The sequence below is a fragment of the Nonomuraea sp. NPDC004702 genome (genome assembly GCF_053601695.1).
Map to the genome: position 1 here is coordinate 19,214 of NZ_JBSGCE010000031.1, position 25,362 is coordinate 44,575.

22 protein-coding genes are annotated in these 25,362 nt (G+C 72.0%); 10 read left to right on the forward strand and 12 right to left on the reverse strand.

Translation table 11 applies throughout. The features are described 5' to 3' along the window. Nucleotides 1-25: 25 nt before the first annotated feature. The gene (locus tag ACWEJ6_RS31930) at nt 26-646 is read right to left on the reverse strand and encodes a mycothiol-dependent nitroreductase Rv2466c family protein (protein WP_387679107.1); all 621 of its coding nucleotides are present in this window, start codon (nt 644-646) and stop codon (nt 26-28) included. A gap of 90 nt (nt 647-736) precedes the next feature. Here ACWEJ6_RS31930 and pepN point away from each other — a divergent pair, with 90 nt between their 5' ends. The 3 genes from pepN (at nt 737) to ACWEJ6_RS31945 (ending at nt 6,124) form a co-directional block, all read left to right on the forward strand. Beyond that, nucleotides 737-3,301 (forward strand): aminopeptidase N, encoded by a 2,565-nt coding sequence (gene pepN, locus ACWEJ6_RS31935; protein WP_452428606.1) that lies wholly within the window; start codon nt 737-739, stop codon nt 3,299-3,301. 94 nt (nt 3,302-3,395) lie between these two features. Then, nucleotides 3,396-4,874 (forward strand): protein kinase domain-containing protein, encoded by a 1,479-nt coding sequence (locus ACWEJ6_RS31940; protein ID WP_452428608.1) that lies wholly within the window; start codon nt 3,396-3,398, stop codon nt 4,872-4,874. 299 nt (nt 4,875-5,173) lie between these two features. After that, complete coding sequence (locus ACWEJ6_RS31945; protein WP_452428610.1) at nt 5,174-6,124, forward strand: hypothetical protein; 951 nt, start codon at nt 5,174-5,176, stop codon at nt 6,122-6,124. A 469-nt stretch (nt 6,125-6,593) separates the two neighbouring features. Here the strand turns inward: ACWEJ6_RS31945 and ACWEJ6_RS31950 are convergent, their stop codons facing one another. The 3 genes from ACWEJ6_RS31950 to ACWEJ6_RS31960 all read right to left on the reverse strand — a co-directional run bounded on the left by ACWEJ6_RS31950 (nt 6,594) and on the right by ACWEJ6_RS31960 (nt 8,858). After that, nucleotides 6,594-6,980 carry a DUF5130 family protein gene (locus tag ACWEJ6_RS31950; RefSeq protein WP_452428612.1) on the reverse strand — a complete coding sequence of 129 codons (387 nt, stop codon included), beginning with the start codon at nt 6,978-6,980 and terminating at the stop codon, nt 6,594-6,596. A 127-nt stretch (nt 6,981-7,107) separates the two neighbouring features. Continuing rightward, nucleotides 7,108-7,398 carry a hypothetical protein gene (locus ACWEJ6_RS31955; RefSeq protein ID WP_452428614.1) on the reverse strand — a complete coding sequence of 97 codons (291 nt, stop codon included), beginning with the start codon at nt 7,396-7,398 and terminating at the stop codon, nt 7,108-7,110. Between the two features lie 53 nt (nt 7,399-7,451). Next, on the reverse strand, nt 7,452-8,858 hold the full coding sequence (locus tag ACWEJ6_RS31960) for an amidase (RefSeq protein ID WP_452428616.1): 1,407 nt from the start codon (nt 8,856-8,858) through the stop codon (nt 7,452-7,454). A 139-nt stretch (nt 8,859-8,997) separates the two neighbouring features. Between ACWEJ6_RS31960 and ACWEJ6_RS31965 the strand changes: the two genes are divergently transcribed. Beyond that, nucleotides 8,998-9,825, forward strand: coding sequence for a nuclease-related domain-containing protein (locus tag ACWEJ6_RS31965; protein WP_364336232.1), 828 nt, complete (start codon nt 8,998-9,000; stop codon nt 9,823-9,825). A 23-nt stretch (nt 9,826-9,848) separates the two neighbouring features. Here ACWEJ6_RS31965 and ACWEJ6_RS31970 read toward each other — a convergent pair whose 3' ends face one another. Continuing rightward, nucleotides 9,849-10,574, reverse strand: coding sequence for a TetR/AcrR family transcriptional regulator (locus ACWEJ6_RS31970; RefSeq protein WP_352360468.1), 726 nt, complete (start codon nt 10,572-10,574; stop codon nt 9,849-9,851). 81 nt (nt 10,575-10,655) lie between these two features. Between ACWEJ6_RS31970 and ACWEJ6_RS31975 the strand changes: the two genes are divergently transcribed. From ACWEJ6_RS31975 to ACWEJ6_RS31985, 3 genes are all read left to right on the forward strand, one after another. Beyond that, a complete protein-coding gene (locus ACWEJ6_RS31975; protein ID WP_452428619.1) occupies nt 10,656-11,465 on the forward strand; it encodes a thioesterase family protein in 810 nt (269 codons plus the stop codon). An 85-nt stretch (nt 11,466-11,550) separates the two neighbouring features. Then, nucleotides 11,551-13,389, forward strand: coding sequence for a dihydroxy-acid dehydratase (ilvD, locus tag ACWEJ6_RS31980; RefSeq protein WP_387679081.1), 1,839 nt, complete (start codon nt 11,551-11,553; stop codon nt 13,387-13,389). A 74-nt stretch (nt 13,390-13,463) separates the two neighbouring features. Continuing rightward, a complete protein-coding gene (locus tag ACWEJ6_RS31985) occupies nt 13,464-13,961 on the forward strand; it encodes a helix-turn-helix transcriptional regulator (RefSeq protein ID WP_357980526.1) in 498 nt (165 codons plus the stop codon). Nucleotides 13,962-14,908: 947 nt separating this feature from the next. On the opposite strand, the gene ACWEJ6_RS31990 is transcribed toward ACWEJ6_RS31985, so the two are convergent. Genes ACWEJ6_RS31990 through ACWEJ6_RS32000 form a run of 3 tightly spaced genes read right to left on the reverse strand, consistent with a single transcriptional unit; the run spans nt 14,909 to nt 16,510 of the window. Next, nucleotides 14,909-15,118 (reverse strand): zinc ribbon domain-containing protein, encoded by a 210-nt coding sequence (locus ACWEJ6_RS31990; RefSeq protein ID WP_452428621.1) that lies wholly within the window; start codon nt 15,116-15,118, stop codon nt 14,909-14,911. A gap of 9 nt (nt 15,119-15,127) precedes the next feature. After that, nucleotides 15,128-15,955, reverse strand: a complete 828-nt coding sequence (locus ACWEJ6_RS31995; protein WP_452428623.1) for a GNAT family N-acetyltransferase — start codon at nt 15,953-15,955, stop codon at nt 15,128-15,130. A 45-nt stretch (nt 15,956-16,000) separates the two neighbouring features. Beyond that, on the reverse strand, nt 16,001-16,510 hold the full coding sequence (locus tag ACWEJ6_RS32000; RefSeq protein ID WP_352322827.1) for an HNH endonuclease: 510 nt from the start codon (nt 16,508-16,510) through the stop codon (nt 16,001-16,003). 280 nt (nt 16,511-16,790) lie between these two features. Between ACWEJ6_RS32000 and ACWEJ6_RS32005 the strand changes: the two genes are divergently transcribed. Genes ACWEJ6_RS32005 through ACWEJ6_RS32015 form a run of 3 tightly spaced genes read left to right on the forward strand, consistent with a single transcriptional unit; the run spans nt 16,791 to nt 20,006 of the window. Further along, nucleotides 16,791-18,848: a prolyl oligopeptidase family serine peptidase gene (locus ACWEJ6_RS32005; RefSeq protein WP_452428626.1), complete on the forward strand. Its 2,058-nt coding sequence runs from the start codon at nt 16,791-16,793 to the stop codon at nt 18,846-18,848. A gap of 10 nt (nt 18,849-18,858) precedes the next feature. Further along, nucleotides 18,859-19,659, forward strand: coding sequence for a helix-turn-helix domain-containing protein (locus ACWEJ6_RS32010; protein ID WP_452428628.1), 801 nt, complete (start codon nt 18,859-18,861; stop codon nt 19,657-19,659). Beyond that, nucleotides 19,656-20,006, forward strand: coding sequence for a VOC family protein (locus ACWEJ6_RS32015; protein WP_452428630.1), 351 nt, complete (start codon nt 19,656-19,658; stop codon nt 20,004-20,006). The genes ACWEJ6_RS32010 and ACWEJ6_RS32015 overlap by 4 nt, the downstream gene beginning before the upstream one ends. Before the next feature lie 15 nt (nt 20,007-20,021). On the opposite strand, the gene purU is transcribed toward ACWEJ6_RS32015, so the two are convergent. The 4 genes from purU to ACWEJ6_RS32035 are packed head-to-tail and all read right to left on the reverse strand — an operon-like array spanning nt 20,022 to nt 25,285. Further along, nucleotides 20,022-20,876, reverse strand: a complete 855-nt coding sequence (gene purU, locus ACWEJ6_RS32020; RefSeq protein WP_352322831.1) for a formyltetrahydrofolate deformylase — start codon at nt 20,874-20,876, stop codon at nt 20,022-20,024. Then, nucleotides 20,873-23,260 (reverse strand): GcvT family protein, encoded by a 2,388-nt coding sequence (locus ACWEJ6_RS32025; protein ID WP_452428632.1) that lies wholly within the window; start codon nt 23,258-23,260, stop codon nt 20,873-20,875. Before ACWEJ6_RS32025 ends, purU begins: the two co-directional genes overlap by 4 nt. Continuing rightward, nucleotides 23,257-24,180, reverse strand: a complete 924-nt coding sequence (locus ACWEJ6_RS32030) for a LysR family transcriptional regulator (RefSeq protein ID WP_452428634.1) — start codon at nt 24,178-24,180, stop codon at nt 23,257-23,259. Before ACWEJ6_RS32030 ends, ACWEJ6_RS32025 begins: the two co-directional genes overlap by 4 nt. Before the next feature lie 7 nt (nt 24,181-24,187). Next, nucleotides 24,188-25,285 carry a pyridoxal-phosphate-dependent aminotransferase family protein gene (locus tag ACWEJ6_RS32035; RefSeq protein ID WP_452428636.1) on the reverse strand — a complete coding sequence of 366 codons (1,098 nt, stop codon included), beginning with the start codon at nt 25,283-25,285 and terminating at the stop codon, nt 24,188-24,190. Nucleotides 25,286-25,362 lie beyond the last annotated feature (77 nt).

Consider the following 25,362-nt stretch of genomic DNA (forward strand, 5'->3'; position numbering starts at 1 on the left):
TCTTACCCCGGCAGGGACGACATATCTAGTCGAAGGTGGGCTGTCTGGTACGAGTGCGCTTGAGCTCGAAGAAGTCCTCGAACTCGGTGACGAGAAGCACGCCGTCCCACAGCCTGCCCGCGTCCTCGCCCTTCGGGATGGACGTGATCACGGGGCCGAAGAAGGCGTTGGCGCCGACGCGGATGACCGGGGTGCCGACGTCCTGGCCGACCAGCGTGATGCCCTCCTGGTGGGAGGCGCGTACGGCGTCGTCCCACTCGGTGGAGTGGGCGGCGGCGGCGAGGTCGCGGCTGAGGCCGATCGCCTCCAGGGAGTCCTCGATCAGCTCGCCGAGGCGGCTGAGGTCCTTCATCCCGCGCTCGTTGTGCAGGCGCGTGCCGAGCTCGGTGTAGAGCGGGCCGACGACCTCGTCGCCGTGCGCGGCCCGCGCGGCGGCCACCACGCGGACGGGTTCGATGGCCCTGACGATGGCCTCACGGTAGGAGTCGGGCACGTCCTTGCCCTCGTTGAGGACGTTGAGGCTCATGACGTGCCAGCGCGGCTCGATGGCGCGTACCTTCTCCACTTCGAGAAGCCATCGTGACGTCGCCCAGGCAAAAGGGCAGAAAGGATCGAACCACAGGTCCACGGGAATCTTCTCAGTCACGTGGGGCCATAACCTGAGGGTGTCGAGGTCCTATTCCCGGCGTGGCAGGATACCGACAAACTACAACGAAGTGGTGAAAAGGAGCGCAACTTGGCAGGCAACCTGACCCGGGACGAGGCTCGCGAGCGCGCCCGGCTGTTGAAGGTCGAGTCGTACGAGGTCGCACTCGACCTGACGGAGGGGGACGAGCGCTTCGAGAGCGTCACGACGGTGCGCTTCACCAGCACCAGCCCGGGCGCCTCCACCTTCATCGACCTGCACGGCGCCAACGTGCGCAAGGTCACCCTCAACGGCGCCGACCTCGACGTCTCCTCCTACGACGCCGAAAAGGGCCGCTTCCCGCTCCCCTCGCTGGCGGAGTCCAACGAGCTGCTGGTCGACGCCGACTGCAGCTACATGCGCACGGGCGAGGGTCTCCACCGCTTCGTGGACCCGGTCGACCAGAAGGTCTACCTGCACAGCCAGTTCGAGACGGCCGACGCCCACCGCATGTACGCCTGCTTCGACCAGCCCGACCTCAAGGCCGTCTTCCAGCTCACCGTGCTGGCCCCCGCCGACTGGGAGGTCGTCTCCAACGGCGCCGCGGCCAAGGTCGAGGACCTCGAAGGCCAGTCCGGGCGCCACGGTGGCGTCCAGGCGGCCAGGCGCTGGGAGTTCGAGCCGACGCCGGTGATCTCGACGTACATCACCGCGCTGGTGGCCGGGCCGTACTACAAGGTCACCTCCGAGCACGACGGCATCCCCCTCGGGCTCTACTGCCGCGCCTCGCTCGGCGAGCACCTCGACGCCGACAACCTCTTCGAGGTCACCAGGCAGGGCTTCGACTTCTTCCACCGGGTGTTCGGCGTCCGCTACCCCTTCACCAAGTACGACCAGCTCTTCGTGCCCGAGTTCAACGCCGGGGCGATGGAGAACGCCGGTTGCGTGACGTTCCTGGAGGACTACGTCTTCCGCTCCCGCGTGACCGACGCGGTCGTCGAGCGGCGCGCCGAGACGATCCTGCACGAGATGGCCCACATGTGGTTCGGCGACCTGGTCACCATGCGCTGGTGGGACGACCTGTGGCTGAACGAGTCCTTCGCCACGTACGTGTCCGTGCTGGCCCAGGCCGAGGCCACCCGCTGGGGCAACGGCGCGTGGACCACGTTCGCCAACGTGGAGAAGTCCTGGGCCTACCGCCAGGACCAGCTTCCCTCCACCCACCCGATCGCCGCCGACATCCCCGACATGCAGGCGGTCGAGGTCAACTTCGACGGCATCACGTACGCCAAGGGCGCCTCGGTGCTCAAGCAGCTCGTCGCCTACGTCGGCCTGGACAACTTCCTGGCCGGCGTGCGCGACTACTTCGCCGAGCACGCCTGGGGCAACACCGAGCTGAAGGACCTGCTCGCCGCCCTTGAGCGCACCTCGGGCCGCGACCTGTCGTCGTGGTCGAAGGAGTGGCTGGAGACCGCGTGGGTCAACACGCTGCGGCCCTCCTTCGAGGTGTCCGACGGCCGCTTCACCTCCTTCGAGGTGCTCCAGGAGGCCCCGGCCGACTACCCGACGCTGCGCTCGCACCGCATCGCCATCGGCCTGTACTCGCTGGCCGACGGCGTGCTCACCCGCACCAAGCGGGTCGAGCTCGACGTGGTGGGCGCCCGTACCAGCGTGGCCGAGCTGGTCGGCGCCGAGCAGCCCGACCTGGTGCTGCTCAACGACGACGACCTGACCTACGCCAAGATCAGGCTGGACGAGCGTTCCCTGCGCACGCTCGTCGAGGGCGGCATCGCGGCCTTCACCGAGTCGCTGCCGCGCGCCCTGTGCTGGTCGGCGGCCTGGGACATGACCCGCGACGGCGAGATGTCCACCCGCGACTACGTCAGGCTGGTCATCTCCGGCGCGGGCACGGTCTCCGACATCACGGTCCTGCAGGCGGTGCTGCGCCAGGCGCGCCAGGCCGTCCAGCAGTACGCCGCCCCGGCCTGGCGGGCCGAGGGCGAGGCGCTGCTGGCCGCCGAGCTGCGCTCGCTGCTCGGCTCGGCCGCGCCCGGCTCCGACCACCAGCTCGCCTTCCTCCAGGCGTTCGCCCCGGTGGCGGTCGCCGGCGCCGACCTCGACCTGCTGCAGGCCATCCTCGACGGCACCGGCGTGCCCGAGGGCCTGACCGTCGACGCCGACCTGCGCTGGACGCTGGTGGCCGCGCTGGTCTCCGGCGGCCGGCTGGGCGAGCCCGACATCGCCGCCGAGCTGGAGCGCGACCCTACGGCGACGGGTGAGCGGTCGGCCGCGCTGTGCCGGGCCGCGATCCCGACGGCCGAGGCCAAGGCGGCGGCCTGGGACCGGATCGTGGGCGGCGACCTGGCCAACCACATCGCCCGCAACACCATCGCCGGCTTCCAGGACGCCCACCACGCCGAGCTGCTGGAGCCGTACCGGGAGAAGTACTTCGCCGAGGTCGGACGCGTCTACCGCGAGTGGACGTTCGAGAAGGCCTCGACGTTCGCCATGAACTGCTTCCCCGCGCTGCTCATCGAGCCCGCCACGGTCAAGGCGGCCCAGGACTTCCTGGCCGCCGAGCAGCCGCCGCAGGCCCTGCGTAGGCTGATCCTGGAGGGCGCCGACGGCGTCAGCCGCGCCCTGCGCAACCGCGAGACCGACGCCGCGTCGGCCTGATCCGTCCGGGTCCCCGCCACACCCGGCGGGGACCTGGCTTCGCGCTGCGGCGAATACGGCCTGAGCACGGAGACCGGGTGTTAGCCTCAAGTACGTGCTAGGCGCCGGTACCACGCTCAACGACCGCTACATGCTGGCCGACCGCCTCGGCGGTGGCGGCATGGGCGAGGTCTGGCGTGCCGACGACCTCGTGCTGGGCCGGGCCGTCGCGGTCAAGGTGATGATGCCCGCCCTGTCGGAGAACCCCACCTTCACCCAGCGCTTCCAGAACGAGGCCAGGGCCATGGCCACGCTCAGGCACCGCGGCGTGGTCGGCGTCTACGACTACGGCGTCCACGAGGCCGACGGGCGCCGGGTCAGCTACCTGGTGATGGAATACGTCCGGGGCGAGTCGCTCGACCGGGTGCTGCGGCGCGGCCCGCTCGGCGCGCAGGAGGCCATGCGCCTGGTCGCCGAGGTGGGCGACGCGCTGGCCGCGGCCCACGCCCAGGGCATCGTCCACCGCGACGTCAAGCCGGCCAACCTCATGGTCCGGCCCGACGGGCAGGTCGCGCTGACCGATTTCGGTGTCGCCCACTCCGCTTCGGCCGGCCATCTCACTGCCACGGGCACCATGCTCGGCTCGGCCGCCTACTGCGCACCGGAGATGGCCGCGGGCAACGAGGTCACCCCCGCGGTCGACGTCTACGCGCTGGGCGTGGTGGCCTACGAGTGCCTGACCGGGCGGCTGCCGTACCAGGGGGACACCCCTGTGCAGATCATCTTCAAGCATCTCAACGCGCCCGTGCCCGAGCCGCCGGCCGACCTGCCGCCGGCCGTGCGCCAGGTGGTGACGCGGGCGCTGCAGAAGGACCCGGCGCAGCGCTGGTCGTCGGCGTCCGACATGGCGCGGGCGGCCCGCGCGTCGGTCACCGGCGCGGCCCTGCCCGGCCCGCCGCTCACCGCCGCTCCGGCGACCCCGCCCACGACGGGCTCCCACACGGGCCTCCCCACCGGCTCCTACACAGGTCTTCCCACGGACCCCCACTCGGGCCTTCCTACGGGGTCCCATCCGGGTTTTCAGCCGACGGGCGTCATGCCCGCGGCCGACCCCGGCTCGCCGCTCACCATGCCGTCGGCCCCCGCCGGCGGCAGCTCCCGCCGGCGTCGCACGCTGACGGCCCTGGCCACGATGGCGGCCGCCGTCGTGGTGTCGGCCGCGGTGGCGGGGTCGGTGTGGCTGCGTCCGGCCGAGCCCGCCAGCACGGGCCAGGTGCTCCCGCCTGCCGACGAGACCACGCAGGTCCACAGCCCGAGCAGCCCCGAGCACACCACCAAGGAGCCCGCGCCGCCGACCAAGGCCGTGCCGAGCGCCAAGCCGAGCGGCACCACCAGCGCGACCCCCGGCCCGACCGTGGCCCCCACCACGCCGAGCGCCACGCCCACCGTCTCGCCGAAGCCCACGCCGACCGTGACCACCTCGGAGCCCGAGCCGACACAGGAGCCTACCCAGCCCCCTGAGGAGCCCACGGACGAGCCCACGGTCACCAGCCCGCCCGAAGACGTGCAATGCGTACGCGCCCCATGCCCGTAACCACCTCGGGCCGTCCGGTGCGTGGGCGGGCCGTAGCCGTAACCGCTCCGGAACGTCTGACGTGTGCGCACCCCGTGTCCGTGACCAATCCGAAGCTTCCTGTGCGTCCTGTGCGTCCTGTGCGTGCGCACCCCACGTCCGTGACCACTCCAGGACGCCCGGCGCCCACGCGTTCCGAGCCCGTGGCTGCTTCAGGGCGCTCAGGGCGTACGCGCCCCGAGCCGGTGACCGCTTCGGGACGTCTGGTGCGGACGTGCCCCATGTCCGTGACTGCTGCAAGATCGTGAGAAAGTCTTCGCGTGGATTCGACTCGTGAGCTGCTGATCGCCCTCGCCCGCCGGTACGCCTTCGCCGATCTGGGAGCGCTCGCCCCCACGGCCGAGATCTCCGACGTGTGCGAGTTCGGGCAGCGGCTGCTCTCGCTCGACGCCGAGGACTTCGCCGCCGAGGCCAGGTCCGTACCGGCAGACCTGCGCCGGCTCGCCCGCGCCTGCCACATGCCGCAGACGCCGCGGGAGCAGCCGCGCGGAGCCCTGGAGTCGCTCAAGCCCGCCTACGGCCTGCTGCTCGAGGTGATCGCCGTCCGCTGGCACCGGCGGGAGCTGAGCCCCATGATCGCGGCTGTGCACATCGCCAGCGAGTACCTGCCGCTGCTGGCGTTCGAGCCGCAGCTCGGCCACGCCGGCGATCCTGCCCGCTGGCCCGCCGGGCTGAGCGCGCCCGGGAGCAGGTTCGGCGTGATCGGCGACCGTGAGTGCGACCACACCAAGTCCGAGCAGTCGGCCACGAACCGCACGCTGCGGGTGTCGGTCGAACCCGGGGAAGGCTGGCGGGCCTACTTCGACCGGCAGCACAGCCAGTTGGCGGGCGCGCTCGCGGTCTGCGTCGCGACCTGCCGCAACCCCTGCACCGCCATGGACTGGATCGCCCCCGAGCCCCGCGCCGACCTGCAGGTACGCGCCCGTACCGCGCTGACCTTCGCCGAGACGCCGCTCGTCCGGCTGCGGCACGCGGCGCCCGTCGGGCACGGGTTCGGGGTGCCGTCGCCGGAGGAGGTGCTCGACGCCTGGGAGCGCAGCCGGACGGCGCTGGACAAGAACGCGGTGGGCGCCGCGGCCGCCAAGGACGACGGTTTCCCGCTGCCGGGGCTGCCCGCCCTGTTCTCGGCCGTGGCCGGAGCGCCGATCGAACCGTCCAGCCTGCTCGCCGGCGTCAGCGACCACGTCGTCACCCTGCTGCAACGCGCCTGACCACACCCCCCGAACACACCTGAGCCGACGGGCACGTCCCCCCCGGGGTGCGGGGGGACGGCACGCCTGGCCCGCCGCCAGGCACAGCGCACCCAGGCCGAGGCACATCCAGCCCCGAAAGGGCCGCACGCCTGAGCTGCCGCAGGACACAGCACACCTGAGCCGACGGCGGTGGTGTGCCCGGCACGGAAGGGGGGCGCGTGAGAGCGTGGCCGACCCGAAAGGTGCCTCGCGACGGCGTGACTGGCCCGAAAGGGGCCTCACGACAGCGTGACTGGGCCGAAGGGGCCGCGCGGCAGCGTGGCCTGGCCCGCAGGGTGCGGTGTCTTCGGACCGAGGGGTGCCCGTGCGAGGCGTGATCGAGCCGAAGGGTGCGGTGCTCCTTGGAGCGATGGGTGCCGTGCCTGCACCTGGAGGGCACCTGCGTGGCCGCGCCCGCCAGGTTGGCACGCCGGGGTCGGCGGAGGGGTCAGTGGTGGGGGGTGGCTTGGTCGGCGAGGGCGGTGATGCCGTACAGGAGGCCGCCGATCAGGTCGCCCGCGCTGAAGGCGGTGGCCATCGACAGGGCGGTGAGCCGGCAGGCGCCGTCGCTCAGCCGCCGCCTCGCGTTCGCGCCGGTGACGATCTCCAGGGCGTGTCCCGCCGGATCGACGAACACGACCACGGCGTCGGCCGACTCGGCGCCCAGGGCGGCGTGCAGGCGCTCGGCGAAGTGCCGTCGCGCGCCGACCGGCTCGCCCAGGAACACCCCGAAGCGTAACCCGCTGCGCCGCTCGGCCCTCTGGACGGCCCTCCTGAGATCGTCGACCTGAGCCGTCGTCAGCGCCCGCCTGGGCGCACGGGTCCGCGTCCGCATCGGTGTCTGCGCCGAAGCCTGTGTCGGAGGCCCCTCCGAGGGCCGCTCCAAGAGGTGCTCCGGCGCCTGTGTCGGTACCTGCTCAGAGGGCTGGTTCGAGGGGTGTTCTGAGGGGGGCATCGTTGTGTCACCAGCCTGCCGAGGCGCCGCCGAGGTGTTCGTCCGGCTCGACGGCCATGGCCGCGGCCGTCCAGTCGGGTTCGGGCGTCCGCGCCCAGGGGGCGGCGCCGTCGGCCAGCACCCGGGCCGACGTGCTCACGCCGTGCTCGCTCCCGGACGGCCCGCCCAGCCACACCGGGCCCGGCTCCGCCACCCGGGACGAGCCCCGCCCCGGCACCATGACCAGCAGGCTGATCAGTACGAACAGCCCCAAGGACACCCCGATGAGAAAGAGCAGACTTTCCGCCGCGCTGTTCACACGACGAACGTAATCCTCCGGCGGGTGCCCGGCCAGACCCGTACGGGACCCTCCTACCAGACGGACGGCCGCCGCTCGCCCCAGAACCCGCCCACAGCCGCCTCGACCTGGGCCGACAGCGAGATCAGGGTGCCCTCGCCGCCGATCCGCCCGGCCAGCATGACGCCGATCGGCAGGCCCTCGGCGCTCCAGTGCAGCGGCAGGTTGACCGCGGGCTGGCCACTGACGTTGTAGATCGCCGGGAAGGCGGCGAAGCGCTTCATGCGTTCGAAGGTCTCCTCGACGTCGTCCACGTCCTCGAACCAGCCGACCGGCCTGGGCGGCTGGGTGAGGGTCGGGGTGAGCACCGCGTCGTAGGCGTTCGTGATCGTGAGCGCGCCCCGGGTGGCGAGCTGGAGGGCGGCCTGGGCCTGGAGGAACGCGGGGGCGGTGGTGGCCAGGCCGCGCTCGCGCAGCCACCGGGTGAGCGGCCTGAGCAGGTGCCCCTGATCGTCGGCGACCGGGTGCATGCAGGCGAAGGTGTACCAGAGGGTGACGAACTGCGGCACGAGGTCCGCGCCGAACGGCCTGGGGATCTCCACGACCTCGTGACCGAGGCCGGCGAGGATCGCGGCGGCGCCCTCGTACGCGGCCAGCACCTCGGGATCGACCTCGGCCCCCGGCACGACGGGGTCGGCGTAGCGGGCGATGCGCAGCCGTCCGGGGTCGCGGCTGGCGCAGGCGAGGTACGTGCCCTCGTGCCGGGGCGCGAGGTAGAGGTCGCCGGGCTCGTTGTGCGCCATGACGTCGAGCAGGGCCGCGGCGTCGGCGACGGTACGGGCGATCGGGCCGTTCGTGGACATGCCGGCCAGGTCGGGGATGATCGGGGCGAAGCTGATCCGGCCGCGGGTGGGCTTGATGCCGTACAGGCCGCATGCGGAGGCCGGGATGCGGATCGAGCCCGCGCCGTCGCTGCCCTGGGCGGCCGGCGCCAGCCCGGCGGCCACGGCGGCGGCCGCTCCCCCGCTGGACCCGCCGGCCGACGTGCCGAGGTCCCAGGGCGAGCGGGCGGGCGGCGAGACGTCGGTCTCGGTGTAGCAGGGCAGCCCGAACTCGGGGGTGGCGGTCTTGCCGAGCATGACCGTGCCGGCCTCGCGCAGCCGCGTCACGACCGTGTCGTCCACCGGCGCGACGAACCCCCGGTAGACCGCCGAGCCGAAGGTGATCGGCACGTCCTTGACCAGATTGAGGTCCTTGACCGGGATCGGCACCCCGGCCAGCGGCCCGTCAGGCAGGTCCTTCTCCAGGCGGCGCGCCTGGTCGAGCGCCTGTTCGGCGGTCACGGTGACGTACGCGCCGACCGAGGGATCGATCCGCTCGATCCGGTCGAGATAGTGCTGGGCGAGCTCGACCGGTGAGACGTCACGGTCGCGGACGGCCCGGGCCTGCTCGAGCGCGGAAAGCTCGTGTATTTCTCGCACGATCGGCACACTAGGCATCTCTAGAGAAGAACGTAAGACATACCCCGAAAACATGAGTGGAACACGATGAGCTGGGCCATAAAACTATGGACAGGTCAACACTAGGAATCATTCCGATCTCCGAGCTACGGTGAGTTACGTGGACTCCGACAACCAGCGAGAAGACGGTCACAACGCGTCACCCATCTGGGTGAGCGACCGGCCAGAGGGCGAGCGCACCGCCGCCGCGACACCATCGGCGCCCACCACCACCTACGCGCCCGTGGAACGCGCGTCCGTGCGTGACCTGCTCCAGGAGCCGCGGTTCCGCCGCATGCGCAATCGCGCGCTCGTGGCGATCGGCGTGGCGATCGTGGTGGGTTTCCTGCTGCGCGACTGGCGTCTGGGCGTTACCGCCGGGGTGGTCGCGGCCATTTTCGAAGCGGTCTACCGCGCGCGGTCCCACTCCACGGTGCCGGCGTGGCGGCGCGCGTCCGTGGCCGAGCGGCGTACCGAGGGGCAGCTCCGCAGGCTGGAGCGCAGCGGCTACCGCACCCTGCACGCCAGGGCGATCCCCGGCAGCGAGGCCCAGATCGACCACCTCGTGGTGGGGCCGACCGGCGTCTACGCCGTGGACTCCGAGAAGTGGGACAAACGGCTTCCCGTCCGCGTCCAGTCGGGCAAGAAGCTCTTCCACGGCCCCTTCGACATGAAGCCGAGGCTGACCGAGGCCAAATGGGAGGCGTCCCAGGCCAGCGAGCTGATCAGCAAGGCGTTCGGCCGCGAGGTCGTCGTCGTGCCGTCCCTGGCCATCTACGGACCGCCCGTGCCGTGGAAGATCATGACCATCCGCGGCGTGGACGTCTACCAGGGCGACCGGGCGCGCAAGTGGATCACCAAGCGCGAGCGGGCGCTGACCCCGGCCGAGATCGACCGGCTCTACGACATCGCCGCCCAGGTCCTGCCCGCCCGGTACGGCGAGGGCTAGGACGGCCCGCCGACCCCGCGGAGTCACGCTCCGCGGGGTTTTTTCACGCCCGCCGACGTGCCCGCCGACGTGCCCGCCGACAGCCGGGCGCCGAAGTCGTCCAGCTCGGCGGCCAGCACGCCGCTGGGCGGCAGCGCGTCCGGCAGGCGGGACAGCAGGGCCGTGCCCACCCCGGCGATGCGGACGATGTGGTCGATCAGCGCCTCCCGGTCCTCGGGCCAGGGGAAGGACGGCTGGGCGATGAGCAGCGAGACGCAGCCGTGCACGGCCGACCAGAGGCCGAGCGCCAGCTCCTCGGGATCGCCTTCGAGCACGCGGGCCGCCACGCAGGCGGCGACGGCGTCCACCATGTGGCGGAAGCAGGCGGCGGCGGCCGGCGGCACGCCCTGCACGGCCGAGGGACGCATCATCAGCACCCGGTACTGCACGGGATGGTCGAGGGCGAAGCGGGCGTAGGCCCGTCCGCAGCGGCCGAGCGCGAGGAACGGGTCGCCCGTCAGGTTCTCGCTGAACATCCGGCCGAACTCGTCCCACACGCGCAGGCAGACGGCCTCCAGCAGCGCCTCCCTGTCGGCGAAGTGCAGGTAGACCGAGGGCGTGGACACCCCGGCGCGCTGGGCGACGGCGCGCAGGGTGAGGGCGTCCTCGCTGCCGGACTCGGTCAGCAGGTCCTCGGCCGCGCGCAGGATCTCCTCCCGCAGCAGGCCGCCTTCTCCGCGCCGGGCGCGCACACGTCTCGCAGCGGTCATGGATCTCAGATTGACGCCGTCAGGTTGACGGTGTCAATCTGACCTTCTGCTGAACGGATATCTGAAGGGATATCGCGAAAAATGGGGACTTTCGGGGAGGCGACCGCGCTGGTCGCCCGCGGCGCGGACGAGTTCGGCGCCACGCTGGACGCCCAGTGGAGCGTGGGCACCAAGTTGCACGGCGGCTACCTGCTGGCGGTGCTGGCCCGCGCCGCCTGCCAGAGCGGCGCCGGCGAGCGGCACCCGCACGTGACCGCCGTGAGCGGCGCCTTCGTCGAGCCGCCCGCGCCCGGCCCGGCGGACGTGCGCGTGGAGCCGCTGCGGATCGGCCGGAGCGTGGCCCAGGTACGGGTCTCGCTGGCCCAGGAGGGCAGGGTGCGCGTCGAGTCGCACGTCACGCTCGGCGTCCTGGACGACGGCGACCCCTGGTGGACCTCGCTCCCCCCGGTCGAGCTGCCGGCCGAGGAGGACTGCTTCCTCGCGCCCACCGACCCGCCCGGCGCGGACTTCGCCGTGCCGCTGATGGCCGTGGTCGAGGAGCGCGTCGATCCGGCGCATCTGGCGTTCGCGTTCGGGGCGCCGACCAGGAAGGGCGAGATCGCGAGCTGGCAGCGCCTGGCCGACGGCTCCGACTGGGACCCGCTGAGCCTGCTGGTGGCGCTCGACCCGGTGCCGCCGGTCTCGTTCGACCTCGGGCTGTCCGGCTGGGTGCCGACGATTCAGCTCTCGGCCTACATCCGCCGGCTGCCCGCCCCCGGCCCGATCAGGGTCCGCCTGTCGGCCACGGACGTCGGCGGCGACCGCATGGACGAGGTGGCCCACGTCTGGGACTCCAAGGGCCGGCTGGTGGCCCAGGCGACCCAGCTCGCGGCCGTACGGTTGCCGGACTGAGCCGTCCGGGTAGTGGACACGCGTCTCAGGTGCCGGGCGGGTGGCCGTAACATGTGAAGACTCGCCTCATGATGGGAGAAGCACAATGCCGGCCCTCAGGTCACGTACGGTCACCCACGGCAGGAACATGGTCGGCGCCCGGGCCCTGCTCCGGGCGACCGGCGTAGCCGGGAGCGACTTCGGCAAACCCATCATCGCGGTGGCCAACAGCTTCACCCAGTTCGTCCCGGGCCACGTGCACCTGCGCGAGGTCGGCGACGTCGTCTCGGCCGCGATCCGCGAGGCGGGGGCGATCCCGCGCGAGTTCAACACGATCGCCGTCGACGACGGCATCGCGATGGGCCACGGCGGCATGCTCTACTCGCTGCCGTCCCGCGAGCTGATCGCCGACGCCGTCGAGTACATGGTCAACGCCCACTGCGCCGACGCGCTGATCTGCGTCTCCAACTGCGACAAGATCACGCCGGGCATGCTGCTGGCCGCGTTCCGGCTGAACATCCCCACGATCTTCGTCTCCGGCGGCCCCATGGAGGCCGGCAAGACGCCGGGTCGCAAGCTCGACCTCGTCGACCCGATGGTCGCCGCCGCCGACGAGTCGGTGACCGACGCCGAGCTGCTGGAGATGGAGGAGAACGCCTGCCCCACCTGCGGCTCCTGCTCGGGCATGTTCACCGCCAACTCCATGAACTGCCTGACCGAGGCCATGGGCCTGGCCCTGCCCGGCAACGGCACGATCCTGGCCACCCACAAGCGGCGCAAGCAGCTCTTCGAGGACGCCGGCCGCCAGCTCGTCGAGATCACCCGCCGCTACTACGAGGACGGCGACGAGTCGGTGCTGCCGCGCTCGGTCGCCAGCCGCGCGGCGTTCGAGAACGCCATGGCGCTCGACGTGGCGATGGGCGGCTCCACCAACACGATCCTGCACATCCTGGCCGCGGCCCGCGAGGCCGAGGTCGACTTCGGCCTCAAGGAGATCAACGAGATCTCGCTGCGGGTGCCGTGCCTGTGCAAGGTCGCCCCGGCCACCAGCAAGTACCACGTCGAGGACGTCCACCGCGCCGGCGGCATCCCGGCCATCCTGGGCGAGCTCGACCGGGCGGGGCTGCTGCACAGCGACGTGCCCACGGTCAACGGGGGCACGCTGGCCGACACGCTGGCCGCCTGGGACGTCAAGTCGCCGACCGTGCTGCCCGAGGCCGTCGAGCTGTGGCACGCGGCGCCGGGCAACGTGCGCACGGTGAAGGCGTACTCGCAGGACAACCGCTGGGACTCCCTCGACCTCGACCGGGCGCAGGGCTGCATCCGCGACCTTGAGCACGCCTACAGCGCCGACGGCGGCCTGGCCGTGCTCTACGGCAACATCTCGCTCGACGGCGCGGTGGTGAAGACCGCGGGGGTCGACGAGTCGATCTGGAAGTTCAGCGGGCCCGCGGTGGTGTTCGAGTCGCAGGAGCAGGCCGTCGAGGGCATCCTCGGCGGGCGGGTCAAGGAGGGCGACGTGGTGGTCATCCGCTACGAGGGCCCCAAGGGCGGCCCCGGCATGCAGGAGATGCTCTACCCGACCTCCTTCCTCAAGGGCAAGGGCCTGGGCAAGGCGTGCGCGCTGGTCACCGACGGCCGCTTCTCCGGCGGCACGTCCGGGCTGTCGATCGGGCACGCCTCGCCGGAGGCGGCCGAGGGCGGCGCGATCGCGCTGGTCGAGGACGGCGACATCATCGACATCGACATCCCCGGCCGGTCGATGGAGCTGCGGGTGCCCGAGGCCGAGCTGGCCGCGCGGCGCGAGCGGCTGCTGGCCGACCTGGGCGGCTACCGGCCGCGCGACCGCAACCGTCCGGTGAGCGTGGCGCTGCAGGCGTACGCGGCGATGACCACGTCCGCCTCGACCGGCGCCTCGCGTGATCTGACGCAGCTGTCCCGATAGTTAGGGTGCGGTGGACCCCCGGTCCACCGCACAGATTTTCGAAAATTGTCGGTGGTCGTCCCTATTCTTGGGGTATGACGACAGTCGTGAAGGACGAGACTCGCCCGCTGACGACCGCCGAGATCGCCGCCATCGCCCTCTCCCTCGCTCACCTCGGAGCGGGCCCGCAGGCCGTCGCCGCACGGCGCGGCCTGCAACACGCGCTCGAACACCTGGAGCTCGACGACGACGTCATCGCGACCACGCTCGCGACCCTGACCGAGCCGCTGCCCGTGGAGACCGCCTCCCGGGCCAGGCTCATCGCCGACGCCATCACCAGCCGCCTCATGATCCGCCTCCACTACCGCGACGCCTCGGGGGCCGTCACCTCCCGCGACGTCGAGCCGGTGACCTGCCTGGTCCACCGCGAATACTGGTACCTGGTCGGCGTGTGCCGGATGCGGCGGGCCATCAGGGCGTTCCGGTTCGACCGCATCATCGCGGTCGAGCCCACCCTGACCCCGTCGCGGCCGCACCTGGCCGACCGGTTCCTGCCCTTCCAGCGCCGCCGCCGGCGCACCACCGCGGCATGAGCCGCGAGCAGAGCACTGCGGCGTAACCTGCCGCAAGCTTGACCCTCGGGCCCCCGGGCGTTGGTGCGGGGCGTGACAGGCTCGCGCACATGCGCGTCCGGGGGATCTCGCTCATCGCCGCCCTGCTGCCCGTCGCCGTGTCCGCCTGCGCGGCGGGCCCGCGTCCGGCCCCGCTCCCGATCGTGGCGCACCGCCAGGCGGTGGCCGTGGAGCGCCTGCTGCCGCCGGCCACGCGGCGGGCGCTCGACCGGGCGCTGGAACGTCAGCTGCGGGGCCGTCCGGGGCGGGTGGCGCTGTCGGTGTACGACCGTGCGACGGGCGTGCGGTACTCCTACGCCGAGGGCAGGCCGTTCGTGCTGGCCAGCGTGGCCAAGGTGGACATCCTGCTCGCCCTGCTGCTGCTCAGGCAGAGCGAGCACCGGCGGCTCGGCGCGTACGAACGCAGGCTCGCCTCCCGGATGATCCGCCAGAGCCACAACGAGAGCGCGCACGAGCTGTACATGACGGTCGGCGGCCAGGAGGGGCTCAGCCGGGTCCTGGGCGCGCTGGAGGTGCGCGACACCAGGCCGGGCGCGGGCCTGTCGTGGGGCATGACCCTCAGCCACCCGTCGGACCAGGTGCGGGTGCTGGAGCAGCTCACCGACCCCGCCGGGCCGGTGACGGCCGCGAGCCGCCGCTGGGCGCTGGGGCTCATGTCGTCGGTGGACCGGTCGCAGGCGTGGGGCGTCAGCGCCGCCGGCGGCGAGGTGGCGCTCAAGAACGGCTGGCTGCCGGTGGACGCGCACGACGGGCGGTGGACGGTCAACAGCGTGGGCCGGATCGTGCTGAACGGGCACGAACTGCTCATCGCCGTGCTGTCGGAGCGCAGCCCGGACATGGCGACGGGCGTGGCGACCGTGGAACGGGCGGCCCGGCTCGCCGTGGAGGCGTTCACCCGGGCCCGCCGGTCAGGAGGAGCAGCAGCCTCCGCCGCAGCAGCCGCCACCGCCGGCCGGACGGGGAGCGGCGGCGCCACCGGTCATGGAGACGGTGGACAGCAGCTTGACCGTGTCGCCGTGGCCCTCCGGGCAGGTCGCCGGCTCGTCTGAGGCCGACATGGGACGGGAGACCTCGAACGTGGAGCCGCAGGCGCGGCAGCGGAAGTCGTAACGCGGCATGCGGTAAGCCTAACCCGCTGTGGCCGGTGAGCGGGAGCCGGCGTAGGTCAGGTGCGCATGGTCGGAGACGGGCTCGTAGCCGATCGACCGGTAGATCGCGTTGCTGGTCGGGTTGTCCAGGTCGGTGAAGAGCACGACCTGCTCGCACCGTTCGGCCAGCGCCACTTCGCTGGCGTACGCGGTGACCGCGGCCCCGTAGCCCTTCCTGCGGCACGACGGCGGCGTGTAGACCGGTCCGACGCGGCACACGCCGCCGGCCGCCCGGCCGAGCCCGGCCACCGAGACCGGCACGCCCTCGGCCTCCCACACGAACAGCTCGCGCCCGGCCACCCGCTGGGCGACCCGCTCGGCGACGTCGTGCGCCTCGCCGAGCCCGACCTCGGCGCCGAACGCCTGGTACCAGCTCACCATCAGCGGGAAGTCGCCGGGCCCGGCGAGCCGGCCGCGGCCGGCCACGGACGGGACGGCGAGCGCGCCGAGCCGGTAGAGCCGTTCGGACACCGTCCGGTCGGGCTCGCCGAGCAGCCGGACGACCTCGGCCGTCACCTCGACCGGCCCCACGACCATGGGCACGTCGCCGCCGAGCGCCTCGACCAGCGGGGCGACGGCCTCGGCGGGCATGCGCGTGAGGCTCAGGGGGGCGGGCGGCGTGCGGAAGGCGGCGGCGCGCACCTGGCCCCCGGCGGTCCACCAGGCGAAGAAGGCGGCGTCGGCGGGATGGCCGGCGCGCAGGTTGGCCAGGACGGTCAGCGGAACCGTGTTGCCGACCGGGTCGCCGAGCAGGAACGGCTCGGCGACCGCGGCGAATTCCTCCGGATCGGAGGTGAAGGTCCACATGCCCGTCATGGTGGCAGGCGGTGGCCTCCGGCTTCAAAGGGATTGCTAGGCCGCCGCCTCCAGGTAGGGCGCCCATTGTGGATCGCCGACGAGCGAGGCGCCGATGAGCCGCCAGTGGGCGCCCCTCGGCACCGCCGGGAGGACGCGCAGCGTCCATCCCAGCTCCTCCAGGTATTTGTCGGCCTTGCGGTGGTTGCAGGTCGTGCACGAGGCGACGCAGTTCTCCCACGTGTGGGTGCCGCCGCGCGATCTCGGGATCACGTGGTCGATGGTCTCGGCCCGCTGCCCGCAGTAGGCGCAGCGGTAGTCGTCGCGCCGCATGAGGGCGGCCCTGGTCAGCGGGATTCGGGACCGGTAGGGGATGCGGACGTATCTGCGGAGCCTGATCACCGAAGGCACGTCGAGGGTGCAGCTCGCCGAGCGGAGCTGGGCGCCCCGCCCGTCGCGGTGCACGACGTCGGCCTTCTCCCGCAGCACCAGGACGATGGCCCGGTGGAGCGAGAGCGTGGTGAGCGGCTCGTAGGTGGCGTTGAGCAGCAGGACCTGGCGCGTCATCGGGCCTCTCCCTGCCGCGCGCGTATCAAAGGGGACATGCCGTGGCATGTCCCGCCTGTCGGCCCCTCCTGGGGCACTGATGCTTCCGTCACATGGACCTCCGCCGGACGGTCCAGCGGATGGTCACCACGGCACCGTCCTGTCACCAAGTCTGGCGTTAGCCGTAGCGTCCCCGCCACCCCATAATCTTCAAGCCGGAATGACCAGAGGGACACACGTTACGTTTTATGCCCGCTTCACCAGCGCTTTACGCCCCCACCTTGGCAGTAGGGTTCCTGGCATGACGCGAGAGCCTTATCCGACGGCACGCCGCGAAGACGTCGTCGACATCCTGCACGAAACGCCCGTCCCCGACCCGTACCGGTGGCTGGAGGACCCTGACAGCCCGGACACCAAGGAGTGGCTGCTCGCGCAGGCCGAGCTGTTCAACGCCAGCCGTGGCGAGCAGCGGTTCAAGGACCGCATCGCCGAGCTGCTGCGGTCCGGCTCGGTGGGGGTTCCGGCCTGGCGCGGGGAGCGCCGGTTCTTCTCCCGCCGCACGCCCGACCAGGAGCACGCGGTCTACTACGTGGTCGAGGCCGACGGCACCGAGCGGGCGCTGATCGACCCGATGGAGATCGACCCGTCCGGTCTCACCACGCTCGACGCCGTGCAGCCCGACAAGGAAGGGCGGCTGCTGGCGTACCAGATCTCGGTGGGCGGCGACGAGGAGTCGGTCCTCTACGTCATGGACGTCGCCACCGGGACGCGCGTCGAGGGCCCGATCGACCGCTGCCGCTACTCCCCCATCGCCTGGCTGCCCGGCGGCGAGGCGTTCTACTACGTGCGCAGGCTGCCGCGCACCGAGGTGCCGGAGAACGAGGCGCAGTTCCACCGCCGCGTCTACCTCCACCGCGTCGGCACCTCGACCGAGGACGACGTGATGATCTTCGGCCAGGGGCTGAAGATGACCAACTACTACGGCGTCTCCGTCTCGCGCGACGGCCACTGGCTCCAGGTCTCGGCGCACGAGGGCACCGCGCCGCGCAACGACCTGTGGGTGGCCGACCTGACCGCCTCGCCCGCCGACTCCCCCGACCTGAAGGTCGTGCAGGAGGGCGTCGACGCGCAGACCGCCCTGGTGTTCGGCCGCGACGGCCGGCTCTACGTCCACACCGACAGGGACGCCTCCCGCGGCCGCGTGTGCGTGACCGACCCGGCCGACCCCGGCTACGAGACCTGGCGCGACCTGATCCCCGAGGACCCCGAGGCGGTGCTGTCCGACTTCGCGATCCTCGACGACCTGGAGCGCCCGGTCATGCTGGTGGGCTGGACCCGCCACGCGATCAGCGAGATCACCGTCCACGACCTGGCGACCGGCGAACGCGTCGGCTCGGTGCCGACGCCGGGGCTGGGCACGATCGGCGGCATCTCCGAGCGTCCCGAGGGCGGCTTCGAGGCGTGGTTCGGCTACACCGACAACACCACGCCGCCGACGATCCAGCGCTACGACGCCCGCACGGGCGAGACCACGCTGTGGGCCGCCTCGCCGGGCGCGGTCGAGGTGCCGCCGGTGCGCACCTCGCAGGTGGTGTACCGGTCCAAGGACGGCACCGACGTCCGGATGCTGATCATCTCCCCCGCCGACGAGCGGCCCGGCCCCCGGCCCACGATCCTGTACGGCTACGGCGGCTTCGGCCTGTCCATGACCCCCGGCTACTCGGCCTCGATCCTGGCCTGGGTCGAGGCGGGCGGCGTCTACGCCATCGCCAACCTGCGCGGCGGCGGCGAGGAGGGCGAGGACTGGCACCGCGCGGGCATGCTGGCCAACAAGCAGAACGTGTTCGACGACTTCCACGCCGCGGCCGAGCACCTCATCGAGACCGGCGTCACCACCCGCGAGCAGCTCGGCATCTCCGGCGGCTCCAACGGCGGCCTGCTGGTGGGCGCCGCGCTGACGCAGCGTCCCGACCTGTACGCGGCCGTGGTCTGCTCGGCGCCGCTGCTCGACATGATCAGGTACGAGAAGTTCGGCCTCGGCGCGACCTGGAACGTCGAGTACGGCAGTGCCGACGACCCCGAGCAGTTCGGCTGGTTGTGGGGGTATTCGCCCTACCACCGGGTCGAGGAGTCGGTGGCCTACCCGGCGACGTTGTTCACCGTCTTCCAGTCCGACACGCGGGTGCACCCGCTGCACGCCTGGAAGATGTGCGCGGCGTTGCAGCACGCCTCCACGGCCGGGCGGCCGGTGCTGCTGCGCAACGAGGCCGAGGTGGGCCACGGCGCCCGCTCGGTGAGCCGGACGGTCGATCTGTCGGCCGACACGCTGACCTTCCTCGCCCAGCACACCGGTCTGTAGTGTCGCAGGCATGAGCAGCCTGGGGCCGGCCGTCGTCGAGGCCGTCCCCAGCGCTGCGCTGCGGCCGTACGTCACCCGGCTCTGCGCCTACAGCGAGCACTATCCCGCGCCCGTCACGCGCGCCGAGGCCGCCCTTCCCGGGGCGGTGCTCATCCTGGGCGTCGGCGCGCCGATGGAGGCGTACGGGGAGCGGGTCAGTGCGTTCGCGGGCGGGCTCGCCGACCGGTTCGCGGTCACCCGCGTCGAGGGGCCCTGCGAGGGCGTGGAGGTGGTGCTCACGCCGTTCGGGGCGCGGCGGCTGTACGGGCTGCCGATGCGCCACCTGACGAGCCGGGTGGTCCCGGTGGAGGCGGTGCTCGGGCCGTGGGCCGGGGAGCTGCTCGACCGGCTGGCCGCGACGCCGTCGTGGCGGGAGCGGCTGGCCCTGACCGACCGGCTGCTGACCGCGCGCATCCTGGCCGGGCCGCAGGTGGGCCCCGAGCTGCCGTGGGCGTGGGCGCGGCTGCTGGAGTCGGGCGGGCGGCTCGGCGTGTCGTCGCTGGCCGCGTCGCTGGGCTGGAGCCATCGGCATCTGGTGGCCCGCTTCCACGACCAGGTCGGGCTGGCCCCCAAGACGGCGGCCCGGGTGATCAGGTTCGGCCGGGCGGCGCGGCTGCTGCGCTCCGGCAGGCCGATCGCCGCGGTCGCGGCCGAGTGCGGCTTCTACGACCAGGCCCATCTCAACCGGGAGTTCCGGGCGCTCGGCGGCACCACGCCCGGTCAGATTCGTCCAAGACCCGCGGGCGGGCCGGCGGACATGCTGGAGCCATGAAACGCACTGTCTACGCACTGGCCCGCTACGAGCACCCGCAGGCGGCGCTCGACTTCCTGACCGGGGCGTTCGGGTTCCGGGTGCACGAGTCGTCGAAGGACGGGTCCGGGGTCGTCGAGCACGCCGAGCTGTTCGTCGAGGACGACCTGATCATGATCGGCCGGGGGAAGCCGGGCGGGCCCGGCGTCTACATCGCGGTCGACGACGTCGACGCCCACCACGATCGCGCCAGGGCCGCGGGGGCCGTGATCACCATGGAGCTCACCGACCAGCCGTACGGCTCGCGCGAGTACGCCTGCGAGGACCCCGAAGGCAACTCCTGGTTCTTCGGGACGTACCGCCCGTAAAGCCGCGAAGAGCGGTCAGCGGGGGAAGACGACGGTCTTGTGGCCGTCGAGCAGGACGCGCTGCTCGGCGTGCCACTGGACCGCGCGGGCCAGCGCCACGCACTCCACGTCGCGCCCGATGCGCACGAGGTCGTCCGGCGAGTGGCTGTGGTTGACCCGGGCGACCTCCTGCTCGATGATCGGCCCCTCGTCGAGGTCGGAGGTCACGTAGTGGGCCGTGGCGCCGATGAGCTTGACGCCCCGGTTGTGGGCCTGGTGGTAGGGCTTGGCGCCCTTGAACGACGGCAGGAACGAGTGGTGGATGTTGATCGCCCGCCCGGCCAGCTTCTCGCACAGGTCCTCCGACAGCACCTGCATGTAGCGGGCCAGCACCACCAGGTCGACCTGGTAGTGCTCGACCAGCGCCAGCACCTCGGCCTCCTGCCTCGGCTTGGTCTCGGGCGTGATCGGCAGGTGGTGGTAGTCGATGCCGTACGACTGGGTGAGCGGGCGCAGGTCGGGGTGGTTGGAGGCGACCGCGACGACCTCGATGCCGAGCGTCTTCGACCTGACCCGGTAGAGCAGGTCGTTGAGGCAGTGGTCGAACCGGCTGACCATGATCAGCACGCGCGGCTTCCTGGCCACGTCGCGCAGCCTGAACTCCATGGCGAAGTCGGGGGCCAGGGCCGCGAAGGCGGCGCCCAGCTCGTCCTCGCCGAGCGGGCCGGAGAACTGCACGCGCATGAAGAACCGCTGGGCGACCCGGTCGCCGAACTGCTGGCTCTCGATGATGTTGCACCCGTGCGCCGCCAGCAGGCCGGAGACGGCGGCCACCACGCCGGGGCGGTCGGGGCAGGACAGGGTCAGGATGTACTCGGCGTGGCTGCTCATGCCTTCACTCTCGCGGACGTGGGATCGTAGGGCGCCTTGAGGCTGATCTGGGCAGAGTACAGGTCGCCGGCCACGTCGACCTCCACCTTCTCCAGCGTGACGCCGCCTTCCTGCGAGACCTCGGTGACGAAGCCCAGCGCCACGGACCTGCCGAGCGTGGGGCTGTGGGCCGCCGAGGTGACGTAGCCCACCGGGACGCCGTCGGACAGCAGGGACTCGCCGCCCCACAGGTGTGCGGCGGGGTCGTCCAGCACGATCGAGACTACCCTGCGCGACGGCGTCTCCAGAGCGTGCCGCGCTCCCCGATAGCCGCCGCTCTTCTTGCAGGTGAAACGCAGTCCGGCGGCGGCGGGGGTGATCTCGGGGCCCAGCTCGCGGCCCCAGGCGCGGTAGCCCTTCTCGATGCGCATGGCCTCGATGGCGTAGTGACCGGCCTGGGTCAGCCCGCCGGCGCCCATGAGCGTCTCGTGCACGGTGACGGCGAACTCGGCGGGCACGTACAACTCCCAGCCCAGCTCGCCCACGTACGTGACGCGGGTGGCGCGCACGGTGGCGTGGCCGAGGTCGACCAGCCGGGACGTGCCGAAGTCGAAGGCGGAGAAGTCGGACTTCGACACCGACTGCAGGATCGTCCTGGACGAGGGGCCCATCACGCCGAAGACGGCGTACGCGCCGGTGACGTCCACCAGGACCGCCCGCCGGTCGCCGAGGCCCTTGGAGATGTGGTCGAAGTCCCTGGTGGTCTGGGCCGAGCCGGTCACGATCAGGTACTCCTCGCGGGCCACGCGCGTCACCGTCAGGTCCGACTCGTAGCCGCCCCGGTCGTTGAGCAGGCCGGTGTAGACGACCCGGCCGGGCTCGACGTCCACGTCGGCGGTGCACAGCCACTGCAACGCCTCCATGGCCTCCGGGCCCTTGAGGACGAACTTGGAGAAGGCCGTCTGGTCGAACAGCGCCGCCGCGTTCCGGCAGGCCGCCACCTCGGCGTCCACGTACGGCTGCCATCCCGGCCGCCCGAACGTGGACGGCGTGGCGGGCCCGAAGTAGTTGACCCGCTCCCAGCCCATCTTCGACCCGAAGCGCGCCCCGGCCTGCGCCAGCAGGTGGTGCACCGGCGAGCGGCGCAGCGGCCGGGCGGTCTCCAGCTCACGGTCCGGCCAGGACATCGCGTAGTGCAGCCCCAGCGTCTCGGTGACCCGGTCGCGCAGCCAGGTGTCGTTGCCGGCCCAGCGGGCGAAGCGCCGGATGTCGGCGGGCCACAGGTCGCCGGTCGGCTCGCCGTTCACGATCCACTCGGCCAGCGCGCGGCCGGCGCCGCCCGCCGAGGCGATGCCGGCCGAGTTGAACCCCGCGCCGACGAACAGGCCGCGCACCTCGGGGGTCTCGCCCAGCAGGAACATGTTGTCGGGCGTGAAGCTCTCCGGCCCGTTGTAGAACATCCTGATCCCGGCGCTCTCCAACGCCGGGACGCGCTGGATCGCGTTCTCCATGATGATCGCGAACTGGTCCCAGTCCGCCTCCAGGAGCTGGAACTCGAAGGGGTGGGGGATGCCGTCCATGCCCCAGGGCTTGGCGTCCGGCTCGAAGCCGCCCACGACCAGGCCGCCGACCTCCTCCTTGAGGTAGGCGTAGCCGTCGGGGTCGCGCAGCACGGGCAGGTCGGGGCGCACGCCGGGGATGCGTTCGGTGACCACGTAGTAGTGCTCGGCCGAGTGCAGCGGGACGGTCGCGCCGGCCATCCTGCCGACCTCCTTGGCCCACTGCCCGGCGCAGTTGACCAGCACCTCGGTCTCGATGTGGCCCTCGGAGGTGTGCACGCCGCGCACGGCGCCGTCGCGCACGGTGACGCCGGTGACCCGGACCCGCTCGATCACCTGGACGCCGTGCCGCTGCGCGCCCCTGGCCAGCGCCTGCGTGAGGTCCGACGGGTTGGCCTTGCCGTCGCCGGGCAGCCAGACGCCGCCCACCAGGTCGTCGGTGCGCATGACCGGCCACAGCTCGCCCGCCTCGCGCGCGCTGACGACCTCGGCCTGGATGCCGTAGTTCCGGGCGGCGGCCGCGGTGCGCCGCAACTGGGTCATGCGCTCGGGGGTGCGGGCCACGCTGACGCTGCCGCACTGCCTCCAGCCGGTGCCGAAGCCGGTCTCGGCCTCCAGGCGGGCGTACAGGTCGGTGCTGTACTTGATCAGCCTGGTCATGCTCTCGGTGCTGCGGAGCTGGCCGACGAGCCCGGCGGCGTGCCACGTGGTGCCGCAGGAGAGCTGCCCCTGTTCGAGCAGCACGACGTCGGTCCAGCCCAGCTGGGCCAGGTGGTAGGCCACGCTGCAGCCCGCGATGCCGCCGCCGATGATCACGACCTGTGCCCGGGAGGGCAGGGATGTCAAGAGATGCTCCTCAAGCGAGTGATCCCCGGCCAGCTGCGGACGTTGCGCAGCATGGCGATGAACGCCTGCTCCGCGGGCCCCAGCAGCCGGTCGCGGCGGTGGGCCAGCACGATGGGGCGGGGCTTGGGCGCGGGCAGCACCTCCAGGGCCGCCAGCCGCCCGTCGGCGAGCTCCTGCTCGACGCAGTGCTCGGACACCAGCGAGACGCCGAGCCCCGCGGCGACCGCCTGCTTGATCGTCTCCGGGCCCCAGATCTCGCTGCGGCCGGCCTCTTCGAGCCCCCACGTCTCCAGCGCCTGCTCCTGCAGCTCGCGGGTGGAGGAGCCGGGCTCGCGGATGAGGAAGAACTCGCCCGTCAGGTCGGCCGGCTCGGCGCGGCCCTTGCTGGACAGCCGGTGGCCCGGCTGGGTGATGACGACGAGCCGGTCCTCCAGGATCGGCTCGCTGACGAGCTGCGCCGCGCCGGGCTCGCCGGCCAGCACCGCGACGCCGATCTCGCCGTCCACCAGGCCGCGCTCGACCCGCTGGCCGTTGCCGACCTGGATGCCGAGCTCGATGCCCGGATGACGGTCGCGGAAGGCGGCCAGCAACGGCGGCAGGAGGTACGTGCCGACGGTGGTGGTGCCTCCCGCGACCAGCTTGCCGGTCTGCAGCCCGGAGACCTGCCGGATGGCGGCCACGGCCTCGTCGGCCAGCAGGAACACCCGCCTGGCGTACTCCAGCATCACCTCGCCCTCGGGGGTGAGCCTGATGCGGGCGCCGCTGCGGTCGATCAGTGTGGCGCGCAGCGCCTGCTCAAGCTGCCTGACCTGGTGTGAGACGGACGGCTGGCTGAGGTAGAGCTTCTGCGCGGCGGCCGAGAAGCCGCCGCACTCCACGACCGTCATGAAGATCCAGAGCCGGTGCAGGTTGAGCTGCATGTCGTCGTTAACCCCTAGCTGCCTCGATCGACTCTCGGAGCGCGTCCTCGAGCTGTTCCAGCCGGTGCCAGGGGATCTCGCCCATCGTGCAGATCCTGAAGAAGTCCGCGGAAAGTTGCCCCTGACCGGCGTAGATAACGTAACCGCGCTTTTTGAGCTCATCATGAAGCGCCGTATAAGTTACGTTTTCGGGGAGATGAAGCATTGTTACGGTGTTTGACCTGAATTGTTCATCAACGAGGATTTCCAGGCCGAGTCGCGCGAACTGGCCGCGGACGAGGGCCGCCCGCTCGCGGTACAGCCGGGTCCGCGCCGCGAAGCCGCCCGCCTCCTCGTACTCCTTGATCGCCTCGTCGAGGGAGTAGCAGACCTGCACGGCCGGGGTGAACGGCACGTCACCCTTGCGCTGGCCGGCCAGGTAGCTGGCGGCGTTGAGGTAGAGGCTGCGCGCGGGCGCCTCCTGGATCCGCTCGATCGCGGCCTCGCTGCACAGGATGAACGACATGCCGGGCAGCCCGTGCAGGCCCTTGTTGGCGGTGCCGCAGACGACGTCCGCCCTGACCTGCGCCAGGTCCTGGTCCTCGATCGCGGTGCCGCTGATCGCGTCGATCACGAACAGCGCGCCGTGCTCGGCCACGACCTCGCCGATCTCCTTGATCGGGTTGATCAGGCCGGTCGTGGTCTCGTGGTGCACGCAGACCACGGCGTCCACGTCGTCGCGCCCGGCGAGCGCCGCCCGGACGGCCTCGGGGTCGGCTGGGACCGTCCAGTCGCTCCTGACCTCGTGGAACGGGATGCCGTGCGCCTTCGCGATCTTGATCATGCGGTCGCCGTAGACGCCGTTGTTCACGACGAGCACGCCGCGTCCCGCGCGGACGGAGCTGATGACCGCCATCTCCATGGCCGCGGTTCCCGACCCGGTGACCAGCAGCGCCTCGTGCGTGCCGCCGAGGTTCAGGCACCGGGGCAGGGCCTCGCGGATCCTGAACAGCAACTCCGTGAACTCGGGCTCGCGGTGGCAGAGGTCGCCGCGAAGCAGGGCGTCCTTGACCCGCTTCGACGTACATGCGGGCCCGGGATTCAACAGAATGAGTTCTTCGTCCATCAATCCACTCGATCTTGGGTAGTTATCGGGCATTACGGACGCTATCCGGGGTGGCGCCGCACGGGACAGCCGCCTTT